Below are 25,616 nucleotides of genomic sequence, written 5' to 3'. Positions count from 1 at the left end.
ACCAAGACCCTTCCTTGCTATATTATATGTATAAGATAAATACGAAATATTATATAGTAAGGAAGGGTTGATTAATATGACAAAGAAATTTGATGCCATAATAATAGGATTTGGAAAAGGTGGAAAAACATTAGCTGGAGACTTAGCTAATAGGGGACAAAAAGTAGCTTTAATAGAAAGGTCTTCAAAAATGTATGGAGGAACTTGTATAAATCAAGCATGTATACCTACTAAGATTTTAGAAAATGAAGCTAGTATAATAAGAAGAGAAAATATAAATGAATATGATAAAATGAAAGTTAAATATGAAGAATCAATAAACAAAAAAGAAACTTTAATTACTAAATTAAGAAATGCTAATTATAATAAATTAAATTCAAATGAAAATATAACTATATTCACAGGACAAGGTTCATTTGTAGATGAAAGAACTGTTGAAGTTAACACGATAGATGGAGAAACTCTTTTATTAGAAGGGAAAAAAATATTTATAAATACAGGATCAAAACCATTTATCCCGAATATAGCAGGAATCGAAAATTCTAATATAGTTCATACAAATGAAACTATAATGAATTTAAAAGAATTACCTAAAAAAATGACTATAATAGGTGCAGGCTTTATAGGTTTAGAGTTTGCAGGCATATATAGTTCATTTGGAAGTCAAGTAACTGTTATAAATACTCATAGCACTATATTACCTAAAGAAGATGAAGAAGATACTAATGAAATAATAAATATATTACAAAAAAGAAATGTAAGATTTATAAATGAAGTATCTATAAAAGAAATAATAGAAGAAAATAAATTAGCTAAGTTAGTATATATACAAAATGGTGAAGAAAAAGAGTTATCAAGCGATATAGTTTTAGTGGCTACAGGTAGAAAAGCAAATACTGAAGGATTAAAGTTAGAAAATGCGGGTATAAAGTTAGACACTAGAGGATTTATAAAAGTAAATGATGTATTAGAAACAAATGTAAAAAATATATGGGCATTAGGTGATATAAACGGTGGACCACAATTTACTTATATATCATTAGATGATTATCGTGTAATAATTGACCAATTATTTGGAGATAAAAGTAGAAAAACTAGTGATAGAAAGAATGTTCCAAGTGCACTGTTTATAGACCCAGCATTCTCTAGGGTGGGATTAAATATAAAAGAAGCTAAAGAAAAAGGTTACAATGTATTAGTGGCAAAAATGGCTACAGAAGCTATACCAAGAGCTAAGCAAATAGGAAAAACTGAGGGTTTTATAAAAATAGTAATAGATAAAGATAGTGAAAAAGTTTTAGGTGCTACTATGATTGCCCATGAATCTAGTGAAATGATTCATCTTATACAATTAGCAATAGATTTAGACGTTAAATACACTTATTTAAGAGATAGAATATATGCACACCCAACTATGACAGAATCTCTTAATGATATATTATCATCAGCGATGATAAAAGAAGTATAGTATTAAATTAATAATTTAGAGGAGTATATAATGGAAAAAATAAACTTAGTTGTGGTGTTTTTAGAAGGAATATTATCCTTTTTCTCGCCGTGTATATTGCCTATACTACCAATATACTTAAGTATGCTATCAAACAGTAGTATAAACAATTTAAAAGATGAACGTACTAGATTTACAAGTAGTTTACTGTTTAAAAATACCTTATTCTTTACATTAGGTATATCAACTACATTCTTTATATTAGGATCATCAGTAAATGCTTTAAGCTCATTTTTTAATACTAATAAGGATATAATAATGTCAATTGGTGGTCTTGTTATAGTCTTTATGGGTATGTTTTATATGGGTCTTATCAAATCATCTTTATTAAATAGAGAAAAAAGATTTAATATGAAAGCTAAGGAAATGAATCCTATTTCATCATTTTTATTAGGATTTACATTTAGCTTTGGATGGACGCCATGTATAGGACCGATACTTGCATCTGTGCTTATAATGTCATCAAGTTCTAATAGTGTAGCTACGTCAAATTTACTTATAGCAGTTTATACTATAGGCTTTATACTACCTTTTATACTAGTATCATTATTTTATAATAAATTGTTCAAAACAATAGATAAAATAAAAAACTATATGGATGTAATTAAAAAAATTGGTGGAGTTATACTTATAGTATCAGGGTTAGTTATGTTTGCAAATGGATTTGATGGAACTATTAATCATTTCAATGCATCAAATAAAAGTAAAGTTGAAAACAACCAAAATCAAAATGATAAAGAAAATAGTGAGAAAGTAAAAGCTTTAGATTTCAATTTATATGACCAATATGGAAAAGAACATAAATTAAGTGATTATAAAGGAAAAACTATATTTTTAAATTTCTGGGCTACATGGTGTCCTCCTTGTAGAGAAGAAATGCCATATATAGAAGAATTATATAAAGAGTACAATAAAAATAATGATGATGTTGTAATACTTGGAGTAGCATCTCCGAATTTAGGAAATGAAGGTAGTCAAGAACATATAAAAAGCTTCTTAACTAAAGAAGGTCATACTTTCCCAGTAGCATTTGATGATGGTGGAAGTTTAGTCTACCAATATGGAATAAATGCATTCCCATCAACATTTATAATAGATAAAGAAGGATATATAACTCAATATGTCCCAGGAGCAATGAATAAAGAAACTATGAAACAACTTATAGAAAGCTTTAGATAAAGGTGATTTTATGAAGATAAATATAAAAAAGCTTAGTAATTATTTAATGAATACAGGGATATTATTATCCCTGTATAGTTTATATGTGCTATATTATAGCAGAAAAAGTATGCCCCCAGGAACATGTCCTATTGATGAAAATAATAATTTATTATATGTATCAATAATCATATCAGCTTTAGGTTTTATAACATCATTTATTCAAAGTAAAGAAGAATAAAATATATAAATTAGACATTATGAAAGGAGGAAGCAATATGAACTCAACATTTTTTTCACAATTTCTTATGGTAACAAATATATTAACATTAGTTTCAATAGTAATATTAATAGGACTATTCTTTATAACTAAAAAGTTAAGTAAAAAGGTAAATTTCACAAAGTTGATGATAATATCAACTTTATTAGGTATAGGACTAGGGGTGGTAATTCAGTGTATAGCAAGATTTCCTAAAGATCCAAGTACTATAACATGGTTAAATGAAGTAAACAAGTGGTATGGACTTATAGGATACGGATTTATGGATATATTAAAAATGCTTGTAGTACCACTTGTATTTGTATCGATAATAAGAGTTATTATGAATTTAAAAGAAGGCGAAGATATAAATAAATTGACTTTAAGAACAATAATAATGTTACTTGGTACAACAGCAGTAGCAGCAATTATCGGAATTATTATAGGTAATTTATTTAAATTAGGAGTTGGGCAACAAGTAGCAGTAGCTAGTGATGAGATGAAAGAGATAACTCCAGTAGTAGATACACTAAGAAGTTTATTACCATCAAATCCAGTAAAAGCAATGGCTGATGCTAATATAGTAGCAGTAGTAATATTTGCAGCATTTATTGGTTTAGCTATAAAAAGATTAAATAAAAAATATTCGGATGTAATAAAGCCTTTTGTAGATTTAATAGAAGCTTTTTATAAAATAATTGTTAGTGTATCTATAACTGTTATAAAGTTTATGCCATACGCAGTTATAGCTCTTATGGCAAATACAATAGTAGGTCGTGGAATTAGTTCTATATTTGGTGTAATAGACTTTATAATAGCTTTATATATAAGTGTATTTATAATGTTTATAATACATTTAATTATAATAAGTTTAAATGGTATGAATCCTATAAAATATATAAAAAATGTTTCAAAACCTCTTATACTGGCATTTACATCAAGATCAAGTGTAGGTACACTTCCTGTAACTATAGAAGCTCTAACTGATAATGTTAAGGTAGATGAAGGTATAGCAAGTTTTGTAACTAGTTTAGGTTCTAATATGGGGATGAATGGATGTGCAGGTATTTATCCATCATTAATGGCAGTAACTATTGCAAATATGTCGGGTACGCCTATGGACTTTAGTTTCTATGCAATGTTAATAATTGTAGTGACAATTAGTTCGCTAGGAATAGCTGGAATACCAGGAACAGCTTCTATGGCTGTATCAGTTGTAATATCAGGTATGGGAATGGGAGCATATTTCCCACTTGCAGGAGGTATATTAGCTATAGACCCTATATTAGATATGGGTCGTACTATGCTTAATGTAAATGGTAGTATGACATCAGCAGTGACTGTTGCAAATTCATTTAATAAAATAGATAAAAATAATATAAAATATGACAAATAAAAAACTACTGATTTTATTATCAGTAGTTTTTATTATATAAATTACTTAATTTATATTCTATAATCAACATCGCCTAATACATAGTATTCATTACTGTGCTCCAAAACATCATTTTTATTCATTGCCTCTAGTACAACTTTTTGACGAGCCATAGCTTTATTATAATGACTACTTAAAGCGTATCCATTTGGAGATTGAGGAAGCCCTGCTAAAATAGATGCTTCATTTAAATCTAAATTATTAGGCTCAGTGCCAAAGTAACCTTCACTAGCTTCTTTTATACCTATATAATTATCACCATAATTTATGATATTTACATACATTTCAAGTATTTCATCTTTAGAATAACTTTTTTCAAGGTCATTAGCTAAAAATACTTCTGATATTTTTCTAGAAAGGTTTTTGTCTGAATCTAAGTAGATATTTTTTGCTAGTTGCTGAGTTATAGTGCTTCCACCTTGAACTATTTTACCTTCAACAACATTATTTATTGTTGCTCTTAAAATTGATATAAAATCTAGACCACCATGTTTATAAAATCTATGGTCTTCAACTGATACAATTCCATCTAAAAAATCTTTATCTATTTTTTCAATGGATGTGTAGTCCTTATCACTTTTAATTTCATTTACTTTTTCCTCTAAACTTATAGAGCTTATTACTTCTTTATATTTATTGTAGCCATCTATAACAGTGCCCCCTACCGATACGCATAAAAGTATCATTAGAGATGCTATTGATAGTGCTAAAATCTTAATTGATTTTTTCATAATAGATACTCCTTTAATCTATGTCATGTGTAACTTATTTTTATATCTATTTGTTTTATAAAGATATTATACACGGATTTTAGACAAAAATCCTTAAATATAACTTAAATTTATATTACAATTTTGACATATAAAGTTAAAATTGATTTAAGGTTGAGTAACTATTTAAAGTCAACTATAGAGGAATTATATCCTAGATAGTATAATTTCATTAACTTTATACTTAATACTATACTCAGAAAATATAGTCAAAGTTTCATGAAGACCAATGCTAGATATTATACCCATAGCACTTAAAAAATTAACACCTGACAATTCAGAAATCATAGGGGCAAATCCTATTGAGCTTAAAAATGCAGCACCATCAAGAGATTTTTCTAAAGTATATTTACATCTATTTCTATTAGAGTCACTTATAACAATATTATTAAGAGGTTTTAAAGTTTTAATAATTTTCTCATCATTAATTATAATATGACTTTTTTTATTCTTAAGAGCAGTTTGTAGCTCTGATTTATTATTTATTTTATACATATTAATTACTTCCCTTCAAATAAAGATAATAAAGATTTTTTTAATTTAAGAAACATTATATCATGAATTATATAAATTATAGATTTAATAATTTAAATATAAGAGAATTGGAAAGGAAAAAAGATAAACTTTATTTAATTAATATTAAGTATAAGTAGTGATATAATTATTTTATATAGTCATAAAAATAGGGGGAACTATTATGGGATTATGTAAAGATGAGATGAAAAAATTAATAAATGGGGAAGTAGAATCTGTACATATAATTTCTGAATTTGAAACACTTCAAGGTATATCTACATCAATACAAGTATGGAATTATGATAATGAAAAAGATATTATATCATATACTACAATTACAAAATCTAACGCTAAAAAACCATATTTTATTAAGATAAAAAATGGAGCAGACTTTGTAAATAAAAAATATGTAGGCGAAAGTTTGACAGATGATGCTAAACTTACACTTACTACTAAAGAAAAAGCATTAGAACTTTTACAAAAATTACAGCAAGATAAGTAAATAGTAGATTTTAAAATTACAAATTTAGCACATACTAAATCTAAATAAGATGAAATGGAGTATATGCTATGAGTAATAAAACAAAAAGAACTCTTATGATAATGAAACGTTTATATAAGGATGGAAATAAAACCGTATATTCATTGAGTGATAAAAATGGATATATAAAAGCAAAGCTTGCAAATAAAGGAAAGTTAGATATAGGACAAGTAATAGAAATAGAAGATAATAATGAATATATAGTTGATGTTTCAAATTATAAAATAATAACAGACTATAAGCTAGAGGACTATCTTCCAACTTCTAAAATGCCAATAGAAGATATTATGGATGAGATAGAAGAAATAAGTAAAGAGTATATTACATCACCTCAAGCAGTTAAATTAAATGATTATTTTTTTAAAGATGAAGAGTTTCTAGCAAAATTTAAAAAGTGCATAGGTGGAGTATCTATGCATCATAATTATATAGGTGGTTTAGCAGAACATACTCTTCATGTAATGCATTTAACTCAAATATTTTGCGAAATTTATCATTGTAGGCGACCAGAAATAGCGATTTTAAGTGCAAAACTTCATGATATAGGTAAAATACATGAGCTTTTCTATGAAGGACCCTTTAAGTATACATTAGAAGGTGAATTAGAAGGGCATATTGTAATCGGTGTTCAAATGATAGATAGAGCATTAAGGGAATGTGGTAATGTATTTAGTGAAGATTTTATAAGAAGAGTTAAGGGTTGTATAACTCAACATCATGGAAAAATAGAATATGGTTCTCCAAAAGCTGCAAATATGGAAGAGTCATTTATATTAAACTATGCAGATAGTATAGACGCAACTTTAAATAAAATAAATCAACTTAAGGAAAGTTGCGAAAAAGATAATTGGTCTGAATATGAAAGAAAATTAGATACAAGGCTTTATTTATAAATTATAAAAATGTAGATGATTCTGCATTTTTATAATTTACAAATTCCGAGTAGATAAAATCCATTAAAAAACAACAAAAATACGTACATAAAATACAAAAATAATAAAAATGTTAGTTATTATTCGCATTTCATCTAGGAAATAATACAAGATATGATATAATTATATGTGTTTAAAATAAATACATTAAGGGAGGAAAGTATGTTTACGCTTATAGATATTGCACAGCCAACTACAGTAGAAGAAGCATACTCATTGCTAACTAAAAGAAAAAATAATCAACTAATAGGTGGTAGTGGATTTTTAAGAATGGGGAAAAAAAGAATAGGTACAGGTATAGAATTATCTAGCCTAGGATTAGATTACATAAAAGAAGATGAAGAATATATAGAAATTGGTGCTATGACAACTCTTAGAAGTCTAGAAACAAGTTCTATAATAAAAAATAATTTTGGAGACATAGTAGCAAATTCTGTAGCCGATATAATAGGTGTTCAATTTAGAAATGTAGTTACTATAGGAGGGACTGTATTTTCTAAATATGGATTCTCTGATTTAATAGTAGCATTACTTTCTTTAGATACGGAAGTGGAGTTATATAAAGGTGGAAGAATATCTTTAGATGAGTTTTTAAATAAAGAATATGAAAAAGACTTATTAACTAAAGTTTATATAAAGAAAAATAATAAAAAAGCCTCATATAAATCTTTAAGAAATGCTAAAAGTGATTATCCATTAGTAAACGTATCTGTTTCAAAAATAGATGATATATTTAAAATATGTGTTGGGGCTAGACCACAAAGGGCAGTAGTTGCAAATGGTGCTAGTGAATTTTTATCATCTAATAAATTAACTGAAGAAAACATAGAAAAATCAGCTCAAATTGCAGTAGATGAATTAATATTTGGATCTAATATGAGAGCATCTAAAGAATATAGATATGCTATGGCTAAGGTGCTTATAAAAAGAGCAATAATGGAGGTAATCTAAGTGTTAGTAGAACTTAAAGTAAATGGAAAAAAAAGAAAAGTTGATATAGATTGTGATGAATATCTTGTTGATACACTTAGAAAATTAGGTAACTTAAGTGTTAAAAGAGGATGTGATACAGGGTGTTGTGGACTTTGTTCTATATGGATAGACAAAAAGCCAACGCTATCTTGTGCAACTTTGACAGTTAGAGCTTTAAATAAAGAAATAGTAACAATAGAAGGGTTAGAAAAAGAAGCAGAAGAATTTGCTAAGATATTAGTAAGTGAAGGTGCAGAACAATGTGGATTCTGTTCACCAGGATTTATAATGACTGTTCTTGCAATGAAGGAAGAATTAGAAAATCCAACAGAAGAAGATATAATACATTATTTAACTGGAAATCTATGTAGATGTACAGGGTATATGGGTCAGCTAAGAGCAATCAAAACTTATCTGGGGGTAAAGTAATATGAGTTTAATAGGAAAAAGTGTACCAAAAACTGATGGTTTAGCAATCGCAACGGGGAAACCAGTTTATACTGATGATTTATCATCTAAGGATGCTTTAATAGTAAAAATACTTAGAAGTCCTTATGCTAATGCAAAAATAAAGAATATAGATACAAAAAGAGCATTATTAGTTCCTGGCGTAGAATGCGTATTAACATATAAAGATGTTCCAGGTACTAGATTTACTCTAGCTGGTCAATCATATCCAGAACCATCTCCATATGATAGATTAATACTTGAAGATAGAGTTAGATATGTAGGGGATGAAGTAGCAATAGTGGCTGCAATAGATGAAAAAAGCGCGAATAAAGCGCTTAAAATGATAAAAGTAGAATATGAAGTTTTAGATGCAGTTATAGATTTTGAAACTGCTATAGATAATAAAGTTATAGTACATGAAGAAGAGCGCCATTGCAATTTTGATATAGGAATGCAAAGAGAAAGAAACATAGTTTCAACTCATAAATATGAAAAAGGTAATATAGAAGAAGTAATAAAATCTTGTGATGTAGTAGTTGAAGAAACTTACTACACACAAGCGCAGGCACAGGCTATGATGGAAACATATAGAGCATATAACTACTTAGACCATATGGGAAGGTTAGTGGTAGTTAGTTCAACTCAAATACCTTTTCATGTAAGAAGACATTTATCACGTGCTTTAAATATGCCATCTAGTAAAATAAGAGTTATCAAGCCTAGAATAGGTGGAGGTTTTGGTGGTAAGCAAACTGCATGTGTAGAAATATTTAGTGCACTAGTTACTTTAAAAACTAAAAAGCCTGCTAAATTAATTTATGATAGACATGAGACCTTTAACTGTTCAAATAGTAGACATGCCATGAAATTAAATGTAAAAATAGGTGCTACAAAAGATGGTGTAATAAAAGTTATAGATATAGATGCACTTTCAGATACAGGGGCATATGGAGAACATGCTTCAACAACATTTGGATTAGTTGGAGAAAAAACAATGCCTTTATACAATAAATTAGAAGCATCAAGATTTAAAGGTTACGTAGTTTATACTAATAAAATGCCAGCTGGAGCATTTAGAGGATATGGAGCTACTCAAGGTTGTTTTGCAGTTGAATCAACAGTAAATATGCTAGCTAATAAATTAAATATGGATCCAACTGAACTAAGACTTAAAAACATAGTAAAAGAAGGCGAAACTGCTTTTGCTTATAATAAGGCAATAAACTCAGTTGATTTAGAAGCTTGTATTAAAAAAGGAAAAGAAATGATAGGATGGAATGAAAAATATCCATCTAAAGACTTAAGAAATGGAAAAGTAAGAAGTGTTGGTATGGCACTTACTATGCAAGGGTCTGGTATTGCAAATATAGATACATCATCAGTTGAAGTTAAATTAAATGATGATGGAAACTATACATTATATGTAGGTTCAACAGATATGGGAACAGGAAGCGATACAATACTTGCACAAATGGCGTGTGATATACTTGAAGTTTCAATGGATAAAATAACTGTAGTATCTGCGGATACTGATATAGTGCCTTACGATCCAGGTTCATATGCATCATCTACAACTTATGTAACTGGGATGGCTGTAGTTAAAGCATGTCAACAGTTAAGGGATAAGATAATTACAGTAGGTGCAGAAAAGCTTGAAGTAGAAAAAGAATTCGTTGAATTTGATGGAGATAAAGTTGTATGCCAGGATAAAAGTATATCTGTATTTGAGATTGCTACTGATTTTACAGTTGGACCTAATAAAAACCAATTAATAGGGTTTGCATCTCATGGTAGTCCAGTTTCACCTCCGCCGTTTATAGCAGGATTTGTTGAAACTGAAACAGATAAAGAAACTGGAAATGTTGAAATAATAGATTATGTAGCAGTAGTTGACTGTGGTACTGTTATAAATAAAAACTTAGCAACTATACAAACAGAAGGTGGAATAGTTCAGGGAATAGGACTTGCTTTATTTGAAGAAGTTAGATACACAGAAAATGGACAAATGGATACTAATACATTTATGCAATATAAAATACCTGCTAGATGTGATGTTGGTAAAATAAGAGTTGATTTTGTAGAGACTCATGAACCAACAGGACCATTTGGAGCTAAGTCAATAGGAGAAGTTGTTGTTAACAGCCCCGCACCAGCAATACAAGATGCAATATATAATGCAGTGGGGGTTAGAGTAAATAAACTTCCTATAACACCAGAAAAGATATTTATGAAAATGAATAATATGTAAAGTTAAAAAAGCTACTGAATATTTATTCGGTAGCTTTTTTAAGGAAGTATATTGGATTTTTAATCTGATTCATAATTAGTGCTAGCAATTTCGGGAGTAGTAAAGTTACTATCACAAAATTCGTCAGTTGTACCAACTTTGTGATTTACTACTGATTTTGATTTCCACTTACCTTTTTTATAATAAATTACAGTAATTATAAAACCAATAATCCATCCAACAGGGATACCAATCCAAATACCATTAACACCAAATATTTTAGAAAACAAGTAAGCAGCAGGTATTCTAGCTATCCATAGAGATACTATAGAACTTATCATTGCGAACAGAGAATCACCAGCACCCTTTATAGCGCTTGAAAGTATAAATGATGTACATATAAAAACAAAAAATGGTCCAGTAATCATTAAATAAGAAGAACCTATAGATACTACATCAGCATCAGAATTAAATAAAGATATTAAGTTTTCTTTAAATACAACAAATATAATAATTACGAATATTGATATTCCTAAAGACATTTTTAAAGATGAACGTACACCATTTTTTACTCTATTCATTTCGCCAGCACCCATATTTTGTGCAACAAATGTAGAAATAGCAGCACCTAAATTCATAATAGGTAAAGAAATAAATGTTTCAACTCTAGAACTTGCTCCAAAAGCTGCCATAGCAGATGTACCATAACCATTAACTAAAGACTGTAGAGCTATATTTCCAAATGAAAATAGCATTTGTTGAATACCACTAGGTATTCCTAGTCTTAGACCAGTTTTAAATATACTATGATTATAAACTATTCCTTTAATTCTAAATTTTAATACCTTATGCTTTTTATTAAGATAAATAACACTGGTTATAAAAGATACACCTTGAGCTATTATTGTAGCAAGTGCTACTCCTTCAACACCCATGTTAAATTTAATAATAAATAATATATCTAACAAAATATTTAAAACAGTAGCTATTATTAAAAAGTAAAGAGGAGTAGTTGAATCTCCAAGTCCTCTTAATATTGCACTAACTGAGTTATAGCCAGCTGAAAATAATGTTCCTAAAAATATTACTATTAAGTATAGCCTAGACTGTTCATATACTGCATCAGGAGTATTCATAAATTTCAATAAAATACCAGCACATGTAATACCAATTATAGTTATTATAATAGAAGTTATGAATACGAAAATATATGTAGTATCAATAGTAGCTTTAACATTTTTAATATCTTTAGAGCCGTAATATTGAGATATTAATATAGAAAAACCAAGACTTACCCCTAAAAGTAAAGATGTAAGTAAAAACATTATAGGATTAGCACCAGACACTGCAGCCATAGCATCTTTTCCAATAAATTGACCAACAATTATACTATCAGCGGTATTATATAATTGTTGAAATAAACTACCAATTAACATTGGCATTGTAAATAAAAATATGGATTTTCCCTCATCACCGGTAGTCAAATCTTTCATCTAATTCCCCCAATTTATTATTATTTAAATTAATTATATACTAAAATTATACTACATTTATTTATTGATATCTAAATATTTTGAAAAATCTATATAAAAATAATAAGAATTTTAAAATTAAAAATGTGAAATAATAAGAAAGAAATAAAATCAAAAAGGATGTGGCATTGTGACTCATAGAAAAAGACCAAGTACAAGAAAAATGGAAGATTACCAAAAAACTAAATTAGAATTTGCAAAAGAATTAGGAATTAATGGCCCAAACAATACAGAAGTTAATGCAAAAATAGCTTCTCAGGGTGAAGCGAAATATAGTACTAAAACTATGGTTACTAGACATAACCATCATAATGACCAAAAAACTGCAAGAGAAGACTAAAAGCAAAAAATAGGAACTTATATAAGTTCCTATTTTTTATATGACTAAGATTTAATTTTTTTACAGTTATTACAAATTCCTTTAAGTGTTATATTTGATGATGTTACATCAACTCCGAGTTCATTTGATAGTGTTATATTTAGATTATCTAAAACTTTTGAATCTAAATCATAAATTTCACCACATTTTTCGCATATAAGGTGATAATGACTATCAAGGTTTCCATCAAATTTATCAGGATACCCAGGTATGCTAACTTTTCTTATAAATCCATGTTCTACTAATTGAGCTAAATTTCTATAAACAGTTCCTAAACTTAAATTAGGGTTATCTTTTTTTAGATATGTGTAAATAAAGTCGGCAGTAGGGTGTACTCGGTTTTCTAATACAGTATTTAAAATTAATTCCCTTTGTTTTGAAAATTTCATAATATCACCTACTCTATATAAATATTATATCTTAAAATATACCACATATCATAGGTTTTTAAACATAAATATATTAATAATTTAAGCTTTTTATTTTGAAGTACTTAATTATTTGTTGGTTTATTCTTTCTTTTTATATATTTTCTCTTTATTTTTTTTACTTTTTTCTTAGGATTGCTACTACATCTATCAAATACATCTTCTACTATTTCATCGGAAGAATTTTGATTTTCTAATTTTTCCCTACACGCTATCCGTATTTCAGAAGATAAGGCTAATTCTTCACCTAAAGAAACTAAAAAGGAGCCTAATATACCTAAATCTTCATCATTTTCAATTTCTTGTGAAATTATAGCTGCAAATATAGTTACTAATACTAAATATTGATTAGCCAACCCATTGCAGCATTTTTCTATATCATAGCCTCTATGTATACTCTTAATTTTAGGCATAATACCTCCAATCGTTATGTAGTAATATTTTACAATATGAATATAACATTAAAAATGTTACTATAAATTAAAAAATAGTTTGAATTTATAAATATTATGGTATATACTATCTTAGTAAACTTAATAAGACAGTTCGTAAGCCTCCTGTCTATAAATAAAACTACGGTAAAAAACATTTATACAATGTTATAATTATTGTACAAAAAACCGTAGATACACATTACGGTTTTATTTTTTTGCTAGTAAATTAGGCTAAAAAATAATTTAGTAGGAGATTTAAAATGAGACAAAATACAAAGAAATTAACAACTTTAGGACTAGTAGCTGCATTATACGCAGTAATTACATTAGCGTTAAGTGGTATAAGCTATGGACCTATACAATTTAGAATGGCAGAAGTAATGGTTTTATTACCTTTACTTGGTAAAGAGTATATATTAGCGTTAACTATTGGATGTTTTTTAGCTAATGTCATAGGCCCATATGGTGTACCTGATATAATATTTGGAACATTAGCAACATTTATAAGTACGTATTTAGTTTACTTAACAGGAAAAACTATGAAAGATAAAAAAGTACATTTATTAATAGCATCATTGTGGCCAACTATAGTAAATGCTATAATAATAGGTATAATGTTAAATAAATTCCTTGGATTCCCATTAATACTTTCTATGTTACAGGTAGGATTTGGACAATTTGTGGTAATAACTATAATAGGTGTTCCTTTATTTAATATGATAGAGAAAAAATATGGTAATAAATTAAAGAGTTTATTATAACAAAATTTAATAGTTAATCGTTAAGGAGAAATTATGAAAGAAGCACAAAGCTCTAAAATAATAGGAATAGGTCAAGAAGGTATAAATACCCTAGATTCTATAACTAATAAATTGAATAAAAATATTGATTTAGAAAAAATAAATATAAATCAAGATGTAGACAAAGAATATGTAAGAACTCTTTTAGATGGGGTAGATGTATTATTTTTGACTTATTCAATTGAAAATAAAAAAGCATGTGAAATAGTAAAAGCTATTGGATATATGGCTGGTGAAAGAAGAGTACTATCTATTGGATTAAATTCAGCAGATAAAATAAATAAAGATGAATTTAATATAGATAGAGAAATTAATATATGTGATGAAAATATAGATAATTTACTATGCTTAATAAATATGATGCTAGATTCTATATTAGATACTTGCATGATAAATATAGATTTAACAGATCTTAAAGAAGTTTTAGCCTCAGATAAAGGAATAAAATATTCATATAATGAATTTGAAAGTACTAAATCTCATGAAGAAATAGTTAAAAATTTATTTGATAATATGAATCAAAGTGGAGAAGAACTTACAGGCAAAAAAGGTATTATACTTTTAGAAATGGGATCAAATGATTTTAAACCAGAAGATATGATTAGTTTAAATAATTTATTAACTTTAATACAAGACTCTTGTGAGGATACTTATGAATCAATATTCTCAATGAACTTAAAGGATAATTTACAAGGAAAAATAAAAGTTGGCTTAATATACAACTAAATAAAAAAGAGATACATTAAATTTATTGAGTGTATCTCTTTTTTATTTATTAAAAAATTATATATATAGAATAAGAAGTCGTATTTTGTGAAATTATAATATAAAAAGTATGAAAGGATGATTATATGCAAAAGAATACTACTAAAAGATGTACAGATGAAAATACATCTTTAAGAGATTTAGTTAACCATGCAAATACACCTTTAGAAATAGCTAAAGAAATAGCTGATGGTGAAAGAGTTTCTAAAAAAATACAAAAGCAATCATCAGTTCCGTTTCACAAAGAAGCGCCTCCATATGATGAAAAATAATAAAAAGCCGTAATTAAATTACGGCTTTTTATTTGAGTTAGAAATAATTTTGTATATTAATCTTTATATTTAAGAATATTATAAAGCTACATGTTAATAATTTAATATATAAATTATTAATAAGGAGAAACTTATGATAAGGAATAGAAAAGTACAAGAACCAATAGTAGCTATAACAAAAGCAATGACAGAAAGTAATTCTTTAAAAAAAGCACTAGACTTACTACCAATAGATAAAATAATAAATGAAGGAGACAAAGTCGTAATAACTCCTAATTGGGTTAATGATAATGGTCCAAAATCAGCAGCAACAGTTGGACCTAAAACATTAAAAACATTAATACAATATGTAAAAGAGAAAAATCCTTCAAAAATATACATAGCAACAGGTTCAGGTGGATGCAAAACTACAGATGTAATGGAAAAAGTAGGTTATGATAAAGTTATAAAAGAAGAGGAAGTAGAATTTATAGATTTAAATTATGGGCCTTATATAGATTTAAATTTAAATCATGAAATAATAAAATCAACACCTATAAATAAAGTAATAAATGAAGCTGATGTTATAATTTCATTTACTCAGTTAAAACAACATGAAGAAGCAACTGTAACTGCAAGTTTAAAAAATATAGCTATGGGATGGCCACCAGCCGAAATTCATGGTTATCCTAAAAAACAAACAGGAATACATGAAGATTTACATGGATTTATAAGAGCTATAATGAATAAAATACCAATTGATTTAGCAATAGTAAGTTGTGACAAAGCTATGATTGGAACAGGACCTTCTAATGGAATGGCTGTAGATACACAAGGACTTATAATAGCATCAACAGATCCTTTAGCAGCAGATGCGATAGGATCTAGATTATTAGGTTTTTTACCTCAAGCAGTTTGTTATATATATGGATTATATAAGGATAAACTTGGGGAAGTAAAACCAGAAAATATGACTATAAAAGGTATAGATTTGCAAGAAGCAGAAACAATGTTTAGTAAAGCGGCATATGGAAGTAAAAATGTTATGCTTGACAGAGATAAAATAAAAGATATACATGGAGAATAAAAATAAATAGTATATTGACAATATTTTACGTAAATAGTATATTAAAAATATTAACACAAAGTGGTGTTGAAAGAGCAAAGAAGCTCCATAGACTTATGTCTATGGAGCTTTTTGTTTATTAATTTTAAAACTTATAAATAAATATTGATAAAGGGAGAGATAAAAATGTATAATTTTGAAGTTAAGACAAAAATAAAATTTGGAAAAGATTCATTAAAGTATCTTGAAGAAATAAAAGGGAAAAAAATATTAGTAATAACAGATCCATTTATGGTTAAGTCAAATACAATAGATAAAATACTAGTACATCTTGTAAACTCTTCATATGAAGTTTTTAGTGATATAGTTCCGGATCCACCAATAGAAACTATTGTAAGTGGAGTAGAAGTGTTTAATAGAGTAACGCCAGATGTTATTATAGCTTTAGGAGGAGGATCAGCTATAGATGCTTCAAAGGCTATAATGGACTTCTCTAAAAGAATACTAAAAGTATCTGACGTAGAATTTATAGCTATTCCAACAACAAGTGGTACAGGTTCTGAAGTAACATCTTTTTCTGTAATAACAGATAAACAAAAAGGGGCTAAGTATCCATTAGTTTCAGTTGAACTTATTCCAAATATAGCAATATTGGACCCTGAATTAGTAAAAACAGTACCTAACTTTATAACCGCGGATACAGGTATGGATGTTCTTACTCATGCAATTGAGGCATATGTCTCAACAGATGCAAATGATTTTTCAGATGCACTTGCTGAAAAAGCTATAAAACTTGTGTTTGAATATTTAACTAAAGCTTATAAAGATGGAAACGACTTATGTGCTAGAGAAAAAATGCATAATGCATCATGCTTAGCAGGACTTGCATTTAATCAAGCGTCACTTGGTATAAATCACTCTATAGCTCATGCAATAGGAGGTAAGCTTCATGTACCTCATGGTAGAACAAACTCAATATTATTACCACATGTAATAGAATTTAATGCTGGGATAGAAGGATATAGTAATGCTAAGTACTCTGAGACTGCTCAAAAGTATGCTCAAATAGCTGAGTTATTAGGATTAAATAATTCTAATGCAAGAATAGGTGTAAAAAGCTTAATCAATGAAATAAAGAAAATGCAAAAAGAAATGAATATGCCACAAAATCTAAGTCAGTGTAATGTGAATGTATCAGATGTAAGTAGTGTTGAAGATGATATAGCTGTTTTAGCAATAAAAGATGCATGTACTATTACAAATCCAAAGCAAGTTACAGAAAAAGATATAATAGACATATTAAATAAAATCAAGTAATACAAAGCGTCAAAAACATTCTAAAATCGTCAAATTCATTCAATAAAGGAAAATGTTTTTATAAAATTGTAATTATATATTGACAAATATAAAACAAAAAATTATAATAAAAGTATCACAAAGGCGTGATAACTTATTTGAAAGCAATGAGGCTTCTTGAAGATATGTATTTATATGTCTTTTGGAAGCCTCTATTTAGTTATAAAAAGTTATTAAAGAAAGCAGGGTATAAATTGGCAGAAGATACTAAACAAAGAGTCATTCAAGAATATGTTCCAGGTAAACAAGTTACACTTGCTCATATTATAGCTAATCCTAATGAAGATATATATAAGAAATTAGGACTTGTTATTGACAAAAAAGATGCAATTGGTATTTTAACAATAACGCCGAGTGAAGCATCAATAATAGCAGCAGATGTTGCAACAAAAGCATCAGGCGTATCATTAGGTTTTATAGACAGATTTAGTGGATCTTTAGTTGTTACAGGAGATGTAAGTTCTGTAGAATCTGCACTTGATGAAGTGTTACAAGTTTTAGGAGATATGTTAAACTTTACATCTACTAAAATAACGAGGACATAATAATGAAAAATATAATTTTTATGGGAAAGACAGGCAGTGGTAAAACTACTTTATGTCAAAAATTAGATCAACTAGAAATTAAATATAAGAAAACTCAATCAGTAGAACTTTATAACAATGCAATAGATACTCCAGGAGAGTATATGGAAAACAGATCATTATACAATGCTTTAATAACTACATCAGTAGATGCAAAAGTTATAGCAATAGTATATGATTGTACACAAGAAGAAAACTATATAGCACCAGGTTTTTCCAGTATCTTTTGTAAAGAGGTGATTGGAGTTATAACTAAAATTAGTAAAGCTAATAGTGAAGAACAAATAAACTTAGCTCAAGAAAGATTAGAATTAGCTGGAGCTAGTAAAATATTTAAAGTAGATACTATAGAAAATATAGGACTAGATGAACTACTTGAATACTTAAGTGAACTTTAATAGTAAACATAATTTTTTAGATATGTTATACAATTAAAAAATATATTTGTAAATACTATTAAGTATTTACAAATATATTTTAAGCGAGGGAAATGTTATGGAGAAGAAAATACTGTTAGTTGATGATGAACCACTTATAAGAATGGACATAAAAGATACACTAGAAGATAGAGGATACAACATAATAGGAGAAGCTTGCGATGGATTCGAAGCTGTTGAAATGTGCAAAAAATATAATCCTGATTTAGTGATTATGGATATAGATATGCCAATTTTAGACGGTATAAAAGCAGGTAAAATAATATCTAAAGAAAATTTAGCAGGTGGAGTACTGTTACTAACTTCTTTTGAAGACGAGGACCATATCCAAAAGGCTAAAAATATTGGAGCTTTTGGATATTTAGTAAAGCCAGCTAGTGAAAAGATATTAATACCTACAATAGAAATGTGTTTATCAAAAGTAGATGAATTTGAAAAAATGAAAAAAGACTTAGAAAAAGTCAACTCTAAGCTAACTGAAAGAAAGATAATTGAAAGAGCAAAAGGAATACTTATAAAAGAGTTTAATATAATAGAAGATGAGGCTTATAATAGGATAAGAAAACTTAGCATGGATAAAAGAACAACCATGGTTGAAATAGCTAAAATGATTATCATTGGATATGATGAATAAAATGATAAGAGAGATATGTAGAGAACATACACATTTAAGTGGATGTGAAATTGAAAAAATTATAGAAGTTTCAAAATCTTTAGACTTAATGGCAAACTTATATAACAGTGATGTTTTTATAGATGTATTAAGTAAAGATAAAAATGAAGCTTTTGTTGTATCTCATGCTAAGCCTAAAAATAAATCTCTATATAAAGAAATCGTTATAGGTAAAAGAGCTTTAAATGAAAATGAACCAGGAGTAATAGAAACGCTGAACACAGGTATTACAACAAGGAATATAAAAGCTCTGACACAAGAATGTAAGGTTGTAAGCCAAACTATACAACCTATAAACTTAAATGATAAAGTTATAGCAGTATTAATAGTCGAAGAAGAGCTTGTTCTTAAATCAGTAGCAGTAAGAGAAGCTCATCATAGAGTTAAAAATAATCTTCAAACTATAATATCGCTTCTTAGAAAGCAAAGTAGAATATCTAATAATGAAGAAGTTAAAAATTGTTTAGATAATATAACAAATAGAGTATTTGCAATATTATCAACACATCATTTATTATCAAAAGAAGTTAATAATAATATCTCTATACTAAGTGCAATGAATCTATTAGTAAGCAATATCCAAGGTGGCTATTGTGACAATAAAGAGATAAATATTTGCATAGAAGGAGAAGATTTCAAAATAAATGGTGAAAAGGCAACTGCATTATTATTAGTTATGAATGAAGTTATACAAAATTGTTATGACCATGCTTTTGAAGGACGAGAACATGGAAATATAAAAATAGCAGTAAATAAAGAAAATGATTATAAAAGTATAGTTGTTATTGATGATGGAATAGGATTTCAAGAAAAATATGTAAATGAAGAAAGTTTGGGAACCTATATAATTGATAGCTATATAAAACAAGTATTAAAAGGAAATATCGAAAGAGATTCAAATGAAAGAGGAACAAAAATTTCAATAAAAATACCATCTACAAATTAATATATAAAACTAATAACTAAATCTACAAAGTAGTAGTGTTAATTGAGCAAAGGGGCTTAAGGTTATTAATAAATTAGGTAAATTTATACTTATATTTATTATAGCTTTAAGCCTCTTTGCTTGTTTAAGACATACTTTGAGTATGGAGGTGAAATAAATGAGAGAAGAGTTATTAAGTGTTGGTATTGATATTGGAACAAGTACCACACAGCTTATATTTTCAAAACTAATAGTTGAAAATATGGCATCAAGTTTTTCAGTACCTAGAATAAGTATTGTTGATAAAGAAATGATTTACAAAAGTGAAGTTTATTTTACTCCGTTGATTTCAAATACTGAAATTAATAGAGAGAAAATAAAAGAAATAGTAGAACTTGAGTATAAAAAAGCTAATATCAACAAAGATGATATTCAAACTGGTGCAGTTATTATAACTGGTGAAACTGCAAGAAAAGAAAATGCAAACGATGTACTTCATAGTTTAAGTGGTTTTGCAGGAGATTTTGTAGTAGCTACAGCTGGACCTGATTTAGAAAGTATAATTTCTGGAAAAGGTGCTGGAGCTCATATTTACTCAAAGGAACATTCAACAACTGTTGTAAACCTAGATATAGGAGGAGGTACAACAAATTTAGCACTTTTTAAAAGAGGTGAAGTTTGTGATACTGGATGCTTAGATATAGGTGGAAGGCTTATAAAAATAGACAAGAGTACTAGAAAAATAACTTATATATCACCAAAGATTGAAAGAATTATAAAAGATAATAAATTCAATCTAAGTGTTGGAAGTATAGCTACTCTAGAAAATATTAGTCCAATAGTTGATATTATGGTTGATTTATTACTTGAAAGTGTTGGTTTAAGAAATCAAAGTGAATTATTTGATTATATAGTTACAAACAAAAATATCAAATTAGATGAACCTATAAAGTGTATATCTTTTTCTGGTGGAGTTGCTGATTATGTTTACTATGATGGAGAAATTGATGATTACTTTAAGTATGGTGATATAGGAGTTTTACTTGGACAAGCAATTAAAAATTGTGAAGAGTTTAAAAAACTTGAAATTGTAAGATCAATGGAAACTATAAGAGCTACAGTTGTAGGAGCTGGTTCTCACACAACAGAGGTTAGTGGAAGTACAATAACTTACACTAGTGAAGCTTTTCCACTTAAAAACTTACCAGTCTTAAAATTATCAAAAGATGATGAAGCTGGAGATAGCAAGCATATAAGTGAAGCTATAAAAAATAAACTTAACTGGTTTAAATTAGAAAATGATCTTCAAAAAGTTGTGATTGGAATTGAAGGAAAATCTAATCCAAGCTTTTTAGATATACAAACTTATGCAGAGGGCTTAGTCAATGGAATGAAAGAACTTATAGAAAATGATTTACCTTTCATAGTTATTGTAGAAAAAGATATGGCTAAAGTTTTAGGACAAAGTATGTATTCGAAATTAGACTTTAAAAAGCATGTAATATGTCTTGATAGTGTTAAAGTTGAAAATGGAGACTACATAGATATTGGTAAGCCAATAGCAGATGGACAAGTATTACCAGTAGTAATAAAAACACTGGTTTTTAATTAATAAAAGGAGGAAAACAGATGATTTTACAAACAAAATTATTTGGACATACTTATCAGTTTAATGGATTATATGATGTAATGGCCAAGGCTAATGAAGAAAAGTCAGGAGATAAATTAGCTGGTGTTGCAGCAAACTCTTCAGAGGAAAGAGTAGCGGCTAAAGTTGTTTTATCTAACATAAAGTTAGAGGATATAAAAAATAACCCAGCAGTTCCTTATGAAATAGATGAGGTAACAAGAATAATATTAGATGATTTAAATGAAAAGATATATGAAGAAATAAAAGACTGGACAGTATCGGACTTAAGAGAGTGGTTATTAGATTCTAATACTACAAGCGCTGATATAGCAAGAATTTCTAGAGGTTTAACTTCTGAGATGATAGCAGCAGTTGCAAAATTAATGTCAAATATGGACTTAGTTTATGCAGCTAAAAAGATAATAGTAAAAGCTCATTGTAATACAACAATAGGAGAACCAGGAACTTTATCTGCAAGACTTCAACCAAACCATCCAACAGATGATCCAGATGGAATATTAGCATCACTTTTAGAAGGTTTAACTTATGGTATAGGAGATGCTGTACTTGGATTAAATCCAGTTGATGACTCAGTTGAGAGTGTAACAAAGGTGCTTAAGAGATTTGATGAAGTTAAAAAGAAATTTGATATACCAACTCAAATATGTGTACTTGCACACGTTACAACTCAAATGGAAGCTGTAAGAAAAGGTGCTCCAACAGACCTTATATTCCAATCTATAGCTGGTTCTGAAAAAGGAAACGAAGCTTTCGGATTTAATGCAGCGACTATTGAAGAAGCTAGACAATTAGTATTAAAGCAAGGAACTTGCACAGGTCCAAACGTAATGTACTTTGAAACTGGTCAAGGTTCAGAACTTTCATCAGAAGCACATCACGGAATAGACCAGGTTACTATGGAAGCTAGATGTTATGGATTTGCAAAACGTTTTAGTCCATTCTTAGTTAATACAGTTGTTGGATTTATAGGACCTGAATACCTATATGATGCAAAGGAAGTTATGAGAGCTGGCCTTGAAGACCACTTTATGGGTAAATTAAGCGGATTACCAATGGGTGTTGATGCTTGTTATACAAACCATATGAAGGCAGATCAAAATGATATAGAAAACTTAGCTATTTTATTAACTGCAGCAGGATGCACATACTTTATGGGAATACCTCATGGAGATGACGTAATGCTTAACTACCAAACAACAGGATATCATGAAACAGCATCACTTAGAGAGATGTTTGGATTAACTGCAATAAAAGAGTTTGATGAATGGTTAGAAAAGATGGAATTCAGTAAAGATGGAAAATTAATAGAAAAAGCTGGAGATGCATCTATATTATTAGGATAGGAGGTCTAAGTTATGAATGAAAAGGATTTAAAAGCATTAGTAGAACAATTAGTTGGCCAAATGGTTGGTCAAGTTGATACAGACGCTATAAAAGAGGTTGCAAATAAAGTTAGTGAAACTATGGTTGATAAAAACGCTTTTATAGATGATATAACAGAAGTAGATATAAAAAAGCAATTATTAGTTGAAAACCCAAAGGATAGAGAAGCGTACTTAGATATGAAAGCTAAAACTCCTGCGAGAATAGGAACAGGAAGATGTGGTGCTAGATATAAAACAGCTACTGCTTTAAGAGTAAGAGCAGACCATGCAGCGGCTCAAGATTCAGTTTTCTCATATGTATCTGAAGAATTTATAAAAGAAAATAACTTATTTGAGGTAGAAACTTTATGTACTCATAAAGATGAGTATTTAACAAGACCAGATCTTGGAAGAAGATTCTCAAAAGAAACTATAGATAAAATAAAATCTAAATTCGGTACTAACCAAAAAGTATTATTAATGGCTGGTGATGGGTTAAGTTCAGCAGCAATAGAAGCTAACTTAAAAGATATAGTACCATCTATAAAGCAAGGTTTAAAAATGTATGGAATAGATTCTAGTGAAATATTATTTGTTAAACATTGTAGAGTTGGAGCTATGGACCACTTAGGTGAAGAATTAAAAAGTGAAGTTATATGTATGTTAGTTGGAGAAAGACCAGGTCTTGTAACTGCTGAATCAATGTCAGCATACATTGCATATAAACCATTTATAGGAATGGCAGAGGCTAAAAGAACAGTTATATCAAACATACACAAAGGTGGAACTACAGCAGTTGAAGCTGGAGCACATATAGCTGATTTAATAAAAACTATGTTAGAGAAAAAAGCTTCAGGTATAGATCTTAAATAATTCACATAGGAGGAAATTAAAATATGAAAAATGATGCGATACGCCCTAATGTATTAGGAGTTAAGATAATTTCAAATATAAGTCCAGAAATGGCTAAAAAATTAGATTTACAATCACATCACAAAAGTTTAGGTTTAATAACAGCTGATTGTGATGATGTAACATACACTGCACTTGATGAAGCTACAAAGGCAGCTGAAGTAGATGTAGTTTACGCTAAGTCAATGTATGCTGGAGCTGCAAATGCTTCAACTAAACTTGCTGGTGAAGTTTTAGGTATAATAGCAGGACCAAGCCCAGCAGAGGTAAGAAGTGGATTAAATGCAGTTTTAGATTTCATGGAATATGGATCAACTTTCATAAGTGCTAATGATGATGACTCAATAGCATACTATGCACATTGTGTATCAAGAACAGGAACATATCTTTCTAAAGTAGCTGGAATAAGAGAAGGTGAAGCATTAGCTTACTTAGTAGCACCACCACTTGAAGCGATGTATGCTTTAGATGCAGCACTTAAAGCAGCAGATGTAGAGATGTGTGAACTATTTGAACCTCCTACTGAAACAAACTTTGGAGGAGCATTACTTACAGGTTCTCAATCAGCTTGTAAGGCAGCATGTGATGCTTTTGCAGAAGCGGTCAAAGCTGTAGCAGATAACCCAACAGGATTTTAAGGTTAATAAATGATTAATGCTTTAGGATTAGTTGAAACAATTGGTTATGTTGCTGCCATAGAAGCTTTAGATGTTTGTTTAAAATCTGCAAGTGTAAAAGTTGTTGGAATACAAAAGGTTGGACAAGGAATTGTAACAATTGAAGTAACAGGAGATGTTGGAGCGGTAAAATCAGCTGTTGAAGCAGCTTCAGACGCTGTAGACAGAATAGGTACTCTAAGAGCAACTCATGTTATACCAAGACTACACAATGATGTATATGAAACTATCTTCAAAAAAGAAGAAGCAGTTTTTGAGGAAAATACTCAAGTAGAAGTTCAAGAAGAGATTGTTAAAAAAGAAACTCAAGTGGAAATGAAAGAAACATCTATTGAAGAAAATACTCAAATAGAAAATAAAGAAAAAGTAGAAATTTCAAAGAATGAAAATATAGAAAAAATAGAAGGAATTAAAGAAACTATAGAGGTTAAAAAAGAATTACCTGAAGTTAGTAGTGATAAAAAGGTAAGACCTAATTTATCAAAACTTAGCGTTAAGGAACTGAAAAACTTAGCAAAGTCATTAGGATCAAAGATGACTTATAAAGAATTAAACTCTTTAAAGAAAGAAGATTTAATATCTCTAGTTGATAAGTTTTATAGAGAGGATGAATAA

General features: G+C 28.6%; 28 protein-coding genes. 23 read left to right on the top strand and 5 right to left on the bottom strand.

Annotation, left to right across the window (positions count from 1 at the left end):
• Nucleotides 1-76: 76 nt before the first annotated feature.
• The 3 genes from JNUCC81_RS09775 (at nucleotide 77) to JNUCC81_RS09765 (ending at nucleotide 4,320) form a co-directional block, all read left to right on the top strand.
• A complete protein-coding gene (locus JNUCC81_RS09775) occupies nucleotides 77-1,468 on the top strand; it encodes a dihydrolipoyl dehydrogenase family protein (protein ID WP_454093288.1) in 1,392 nt (463 codons plus the stop codon).
• Between the two features lie 30 nt (nucleotides 1,469-1,498).
• Nucleotides 1,499-2,686, top strand: coding sequence for a redoxin family protein (locus JNUCC81_RS09770; RefSeq protein ID WP_454093287.1), 1,188 nt, complete (start codon nucleotides 1,499-1,501; stop codon nucleotides 2,684-2,686).
• 257 nt (nucleotides 2,687-2,943) lie between these two features.
• On the top strand, nucleotides 2,944-4,320 hold the full coding sequence (locus JNUCC81_RS09765) for a cation:dicarboxylate symporter family transporter (protein WP_454093286.1): 1,377 nt from the start codon (nucleotides 2,944-2,946) through the stop codon (nucleotides 4,318-4,320).
• 50 nt (nucleotides 4,321-4,370) lie between these two features.
• Here the strand turns inward: JNUCC81_RS09765 and JNUCC81_RS09760 are convergent, their stop codons facing one another.
• Nucleotides 4,371-5,090 carry a transglycosylase domain-containing protein gene (locus JNUCC81_RS09760; RefSeq protein WP_454093285.1) on the bottom strand — a complete coding sequence of 240 codons (720 nt, stop codon included), beginning with the start codon at nucleotides 5,088-5,090 and terminating at the stop codon, nucleotides 4,371-4,373.
• A 186-nt stretch (nucleotides 5,091-5,276) separates the two neighbouring features.
• Nucleotides 5,277-5,624, bottom strand: coding sequence for a hypothetical protein (locus JNUCC81_RS09755; RefSeq protein ID WP_454093284.1), 348 nt, complete (start codon nucleotides 5,622-5,624; stop codon nucleotides 5,277-5,279).
• A gap of 202 nt (nucleotides 5,625-5,826) precedes the next feature.
• Here JNUCC81_RS09755 and JNUCC81_RS09750 point away from each other — a divergent pair, with 202 nt between their 5' ends.
• From JNUCC81_RS09750 to JNUCC81_RS09730, 5 genes are all read left to right on the top strand, one after another.
• Complete coding sequence (locus tag JNUCC81_RS09750; RefSeq protein WP_454093283.1) at nucleotides 5,827-6,147, top strand: hypothetical protein; 321 nt, start codon at nucleotides 5,827-5,829, stop codon at nucleotides 6,145-6,147.
• 68 nt (nucleotides 6,148-6,215) lie between these two features.
• Nucleotides 6,216-7,079 (top strand): HD domain-containing protein, encoded by an 864-nt coding sequence (locus JNUCC81_RS09745; RefSeq protein ID WP_454093282.1) that lies wholly within the window; start codon nucleotides 6,216-6,218, stop codon nucleotides 7,077-7,079.
• A gap of 201 nt (nucleotides 7,080-7,280) precedes the next feature.
• The gene (locus JNUCC81_RS09740) at nucleotides 7,281-8,069 is read left to right on the top strand and encodes an FAD binding domain-containing protein (protein ID WP_454093281.1); all 789 of its coding nucleotides are present in this window, start codon (nucleotides 7,281-7,283) and stop codon (nucleotides 8,067-8,069) included.
• Nucleotides 8,070-8,519 (top strand): (2Fe-2S)-binding protein, encoded by a 450-nt coding sequence (locus JNUCC81_RS09735; protein WP_454093280.1) that lies wholly within the window; start codon nucleotides 8,070-8,072, stop codon nucleotides 8,517-8,519.
• 1 nt (nucleotide 8,520) lies between these two features.
• A complete protein-coding gene (locus JNUCC81_RS09730) occupies nucleotides 8,521-10,788 on the top strand; it encodes a xanthine dehydrogenase family protein molybdopterin-binding subunit (protein ID WP_454093279.1) in 2,268 nt (755 codons plus the stop codon).
• 59 nt (nucleotides 10,789-10,847) lie between these two features.
• Here the strand turns inward: JNUCC81_RS09730 and JNUCC81_RS09725 are convergent, their stop codons facing one another.
• Nucleotides 10,848-12,260, bottom strand: a complete 1,413-nt coding sequence (locus JNUCC81_RS09725; protein ID WP_454093278.1) for an MATE family efflux transporter — start codon at nucleotides 12,258-12,260, stop codon at nucleotides 10,848-10,850.
• A 169-nt stretch (nucleotides 12,261-12,429) separates the two neighbouring features.
• Between JNUCC81_RS09725 and JNUCC81_RS09720 the strand changes: the two genes are divergently transcribed.
• Entirely contained in the window at nucleotides 12,430-12,639 is a 210-nt protein-coding gene (locus JNUCC81_RS09720; protein WP_454093277.1) for a hypothetical protein, read from the top strand.
• A gap of 44 nt (nucleotides 12,640-12,683) precedes the next feature.
• Here JNUCC81_RS09720 and JNUCC81_RS09715 read toward each other — a convergent pair whose 3' ends face one another.
• Both JNUCC81_RS09715 and JNUCC81_RS09710 read right to left on the bottom strand, forming a co-directional pair.
• Nucleotides 12,684-13,067: a Fur family transcriptional regulator gene (locus JNUCC81_RS09715; RefSeq protein WP_208331523.1), complete on the bottom strand. Its 384-nt coding sequence runs from the start codon at nucleotides 13,065-13,067 to the stop codon at nucleotides 12,684-12,686.
• A 104-nt stretch (nucleotides 13,068-13,171) separates the two neighbouring features.
• Entirely contained in the window at nucleotides 13,172-13,519 is a 348-nt protein-coding gene (locus JNUCC81_RS09710; RefSeq protein WP_454093276.1) for a hypothetical protein, read from the bottom strand.
• Nucleotides 13,520-13,800: 281 nt separating this feature from the next.
• Between JNUCC81_RS09710 and JNUCC81_RS09705 the strand changes: the two genes are divergently transcribed.
• The 14 genes from JNUCC81_RS09705 to JNUCC81_RS09640 all read left to right on the top strand — a co-directional run bounded on the left by JNUCC81_RS09705 (nucleotide 13,801) and on the right by JNUCC81_RS09640 (nucleotide 25,616).
• Complete coding sequence (locus tag JNUCC81_RS09705; protein ID WP_454093275.1) at nucleotides 13,801-14,301, top strand: QueT transporter family protein; 501 nt, start codon at nucleotides 13,801-13,803, stop codon at nucleotides 14,299-14,301.
• Nucleotides 14,302-14,334: 33 nt separating this feature from the next.
• Nucleotides 14,335-15,066, top strand: coding sequence for a cell division protein (locus tag JNUCC81_RS09700; RefSeq protein ID WP_454093274.1), 732 nt, complete (start codon nucleotides 14,335-14,337; stop codon nucleotides 15,064-15,066).
• Nucleotides 15,067-15,191: 125 nt separating this feature from the next.
• Complete coding sequence (locus JNUCC81_RS09695) at nucleotides 15,192-15,377, top strand: hypothetical protein (RefSeq protein ID WP_454093273.1); 186 nt, start codon at nucleotides 15,192-15,194, stop codon at nucleotides 15,375-15,377.
• Nucleotides 15,378-15,510: 133 nt separating this feature from the next.
• A complete protein-coding gene (locus JNUCC81_RS09690) occupies nucleotides 15,511-16,443 on the top strand; it encodes a DUF362 domain-containing protein (RefSeq protein ID WP_454093272.1) in 933 nt (310 codons plus the stop codon).
• Between the two features lie 165 nt (nucleotides 16,444-16,608).
• On the top strand, nucleotides 16,609-17,739 hold the full coding sequence (locus JNUCC81_RS09685; RefSeq protein WP_454093271.1) for a 1-propanol dehydrogenase PduQ: 1,131 nt from the start codon (nucleotides 16,609-16,611) through the stop codon (nucleotides 17,737-17,739).
• A 233-nt stretch (nucleotides 17,740-17,972) separates the two neighbouring features.
• On the top strand, nucleotides 17,973-18,323 hold the full coding sequence (gene eutS / locus JNUCC81_RS09680) for an ethanolamine utilization microcompartment protein EutS (protein ID WP_042274214.1): 351 nt from the start codon (nucleotides 17,973-17,975) through the stop codon (nucleotides 18,321-18,323).
• 2 nt (nucleotides 18,324-18,325) lie between these two features.
• Entirely contained in the window at nucleotides 18,326-18,760 is a 435-nt protein-coding gene (locus tag JNUCC81_RS09675; RefSeq protein WP_042274190.1) for a EutP/PduV family microcompartment system protein, read from the top strand.
• A gap of 97 nt (nucleotides 18,761-18,857) precedes the next feature.
• Nucleotides 18,858-19,433, top strand: coding sequence for an ANTAR domain-containing response regulator (locus JNUCC81_RS09670; RefSeq protein WP_208331516.1), 576 nt, complete (start codon nucleotides 18,858-18,860; stop codon nucleotides 19,431-19,433).
• Nucleotides 19,423-20,418, top strand: a complete 996-nt coding sequence (locus JNUCC81_RS09665; RefSeq protein ID WP_454093270.1) for a sensor histidine kinase — start codon at nucleotides 19,423-19,425, stop codon at nucleotides 20,416-20,418. The genes JNUCC81_RS09670 and JNUCC81_RS09665 overlap by 11 nt, the downstream gene beginning before the upstream one ends.
• A gap of 157 nt (nucleotides 20,419-20,575) precedes the next feature.
• The gene (gene eutA / locus JNUCC81_RS09660) at nucleotides 20,576-22,009 is read left to right on the top strand and encodes an ethanolamine ammonia-lyase reactivating factor EutA (protein ID WP_454093269.1); all 1,434 of its coding nucleotides are present in this window, start codon (nucleotides 20,576-20,578) and stop codon (nucleotides 22,007-22,009) included.
• Nucleotides 22,010-22,026: 17 nt separating this feature from the next.
• A complete protein-coding gene (locus JNUCC81_RS09655; protein ID WP_208331514.1) occupies nucleotides 22,027-23,391 on the top strand; it encodes an ethanolamine ammonia-lyase subunit EutB in 1,365 nt (454 codons plus the stop codon).
• A gap of 12 nt (nucleotides 23,392-23,403) precedes the next feature.
• Entirely contained in the window at nucleotides 23,404-24,285 is an 882-nt protein-coding gene (gene eutC / locus JNUCC81_RS09650; RefSeq protein WP_454093268.1) for an ethanolamine ammonia-lyase subunit EutC, read from the top strand.
• A 23-nt stretch (nucleotides 24,286-24,308) separates the two neighbouring features.
• Nucleotides 24,309-24,962, top strand: coding sequence for an ethanolamine utilization microcompartment protein EutL (gene eutL, locus JNUCC81_RS09645; RefSeq protein WP_454093267.1), 654 nt, complete (start codon nucleotides 24,309-24,311; stop codon nucleotides 24,960-24,962).
• Nucleotides 24,963-24,971: 9 nt separating this feature from the next.
• The gene (locus tag JNUCC81_RS09640; RefSeq protein ID WP_454093266.1) at nucleotides 24,972-25,616 is read left to right on the top strand and encodes a BMC domain-containing protein; all 645 of its coding nucleotides are present in this window, start codon (nucleotides 24,972-24,974) and stop codon (nucleotides 25,614-25,616) included.

This window comes from Faecalimicrobium sp. JNUCC 81 (genome assembly GCF_053667625.1).
Note: the sequence above shows the minus strand (reverse complement) of the source record. Positions and strands in the feature narration are given on the sequence as shown.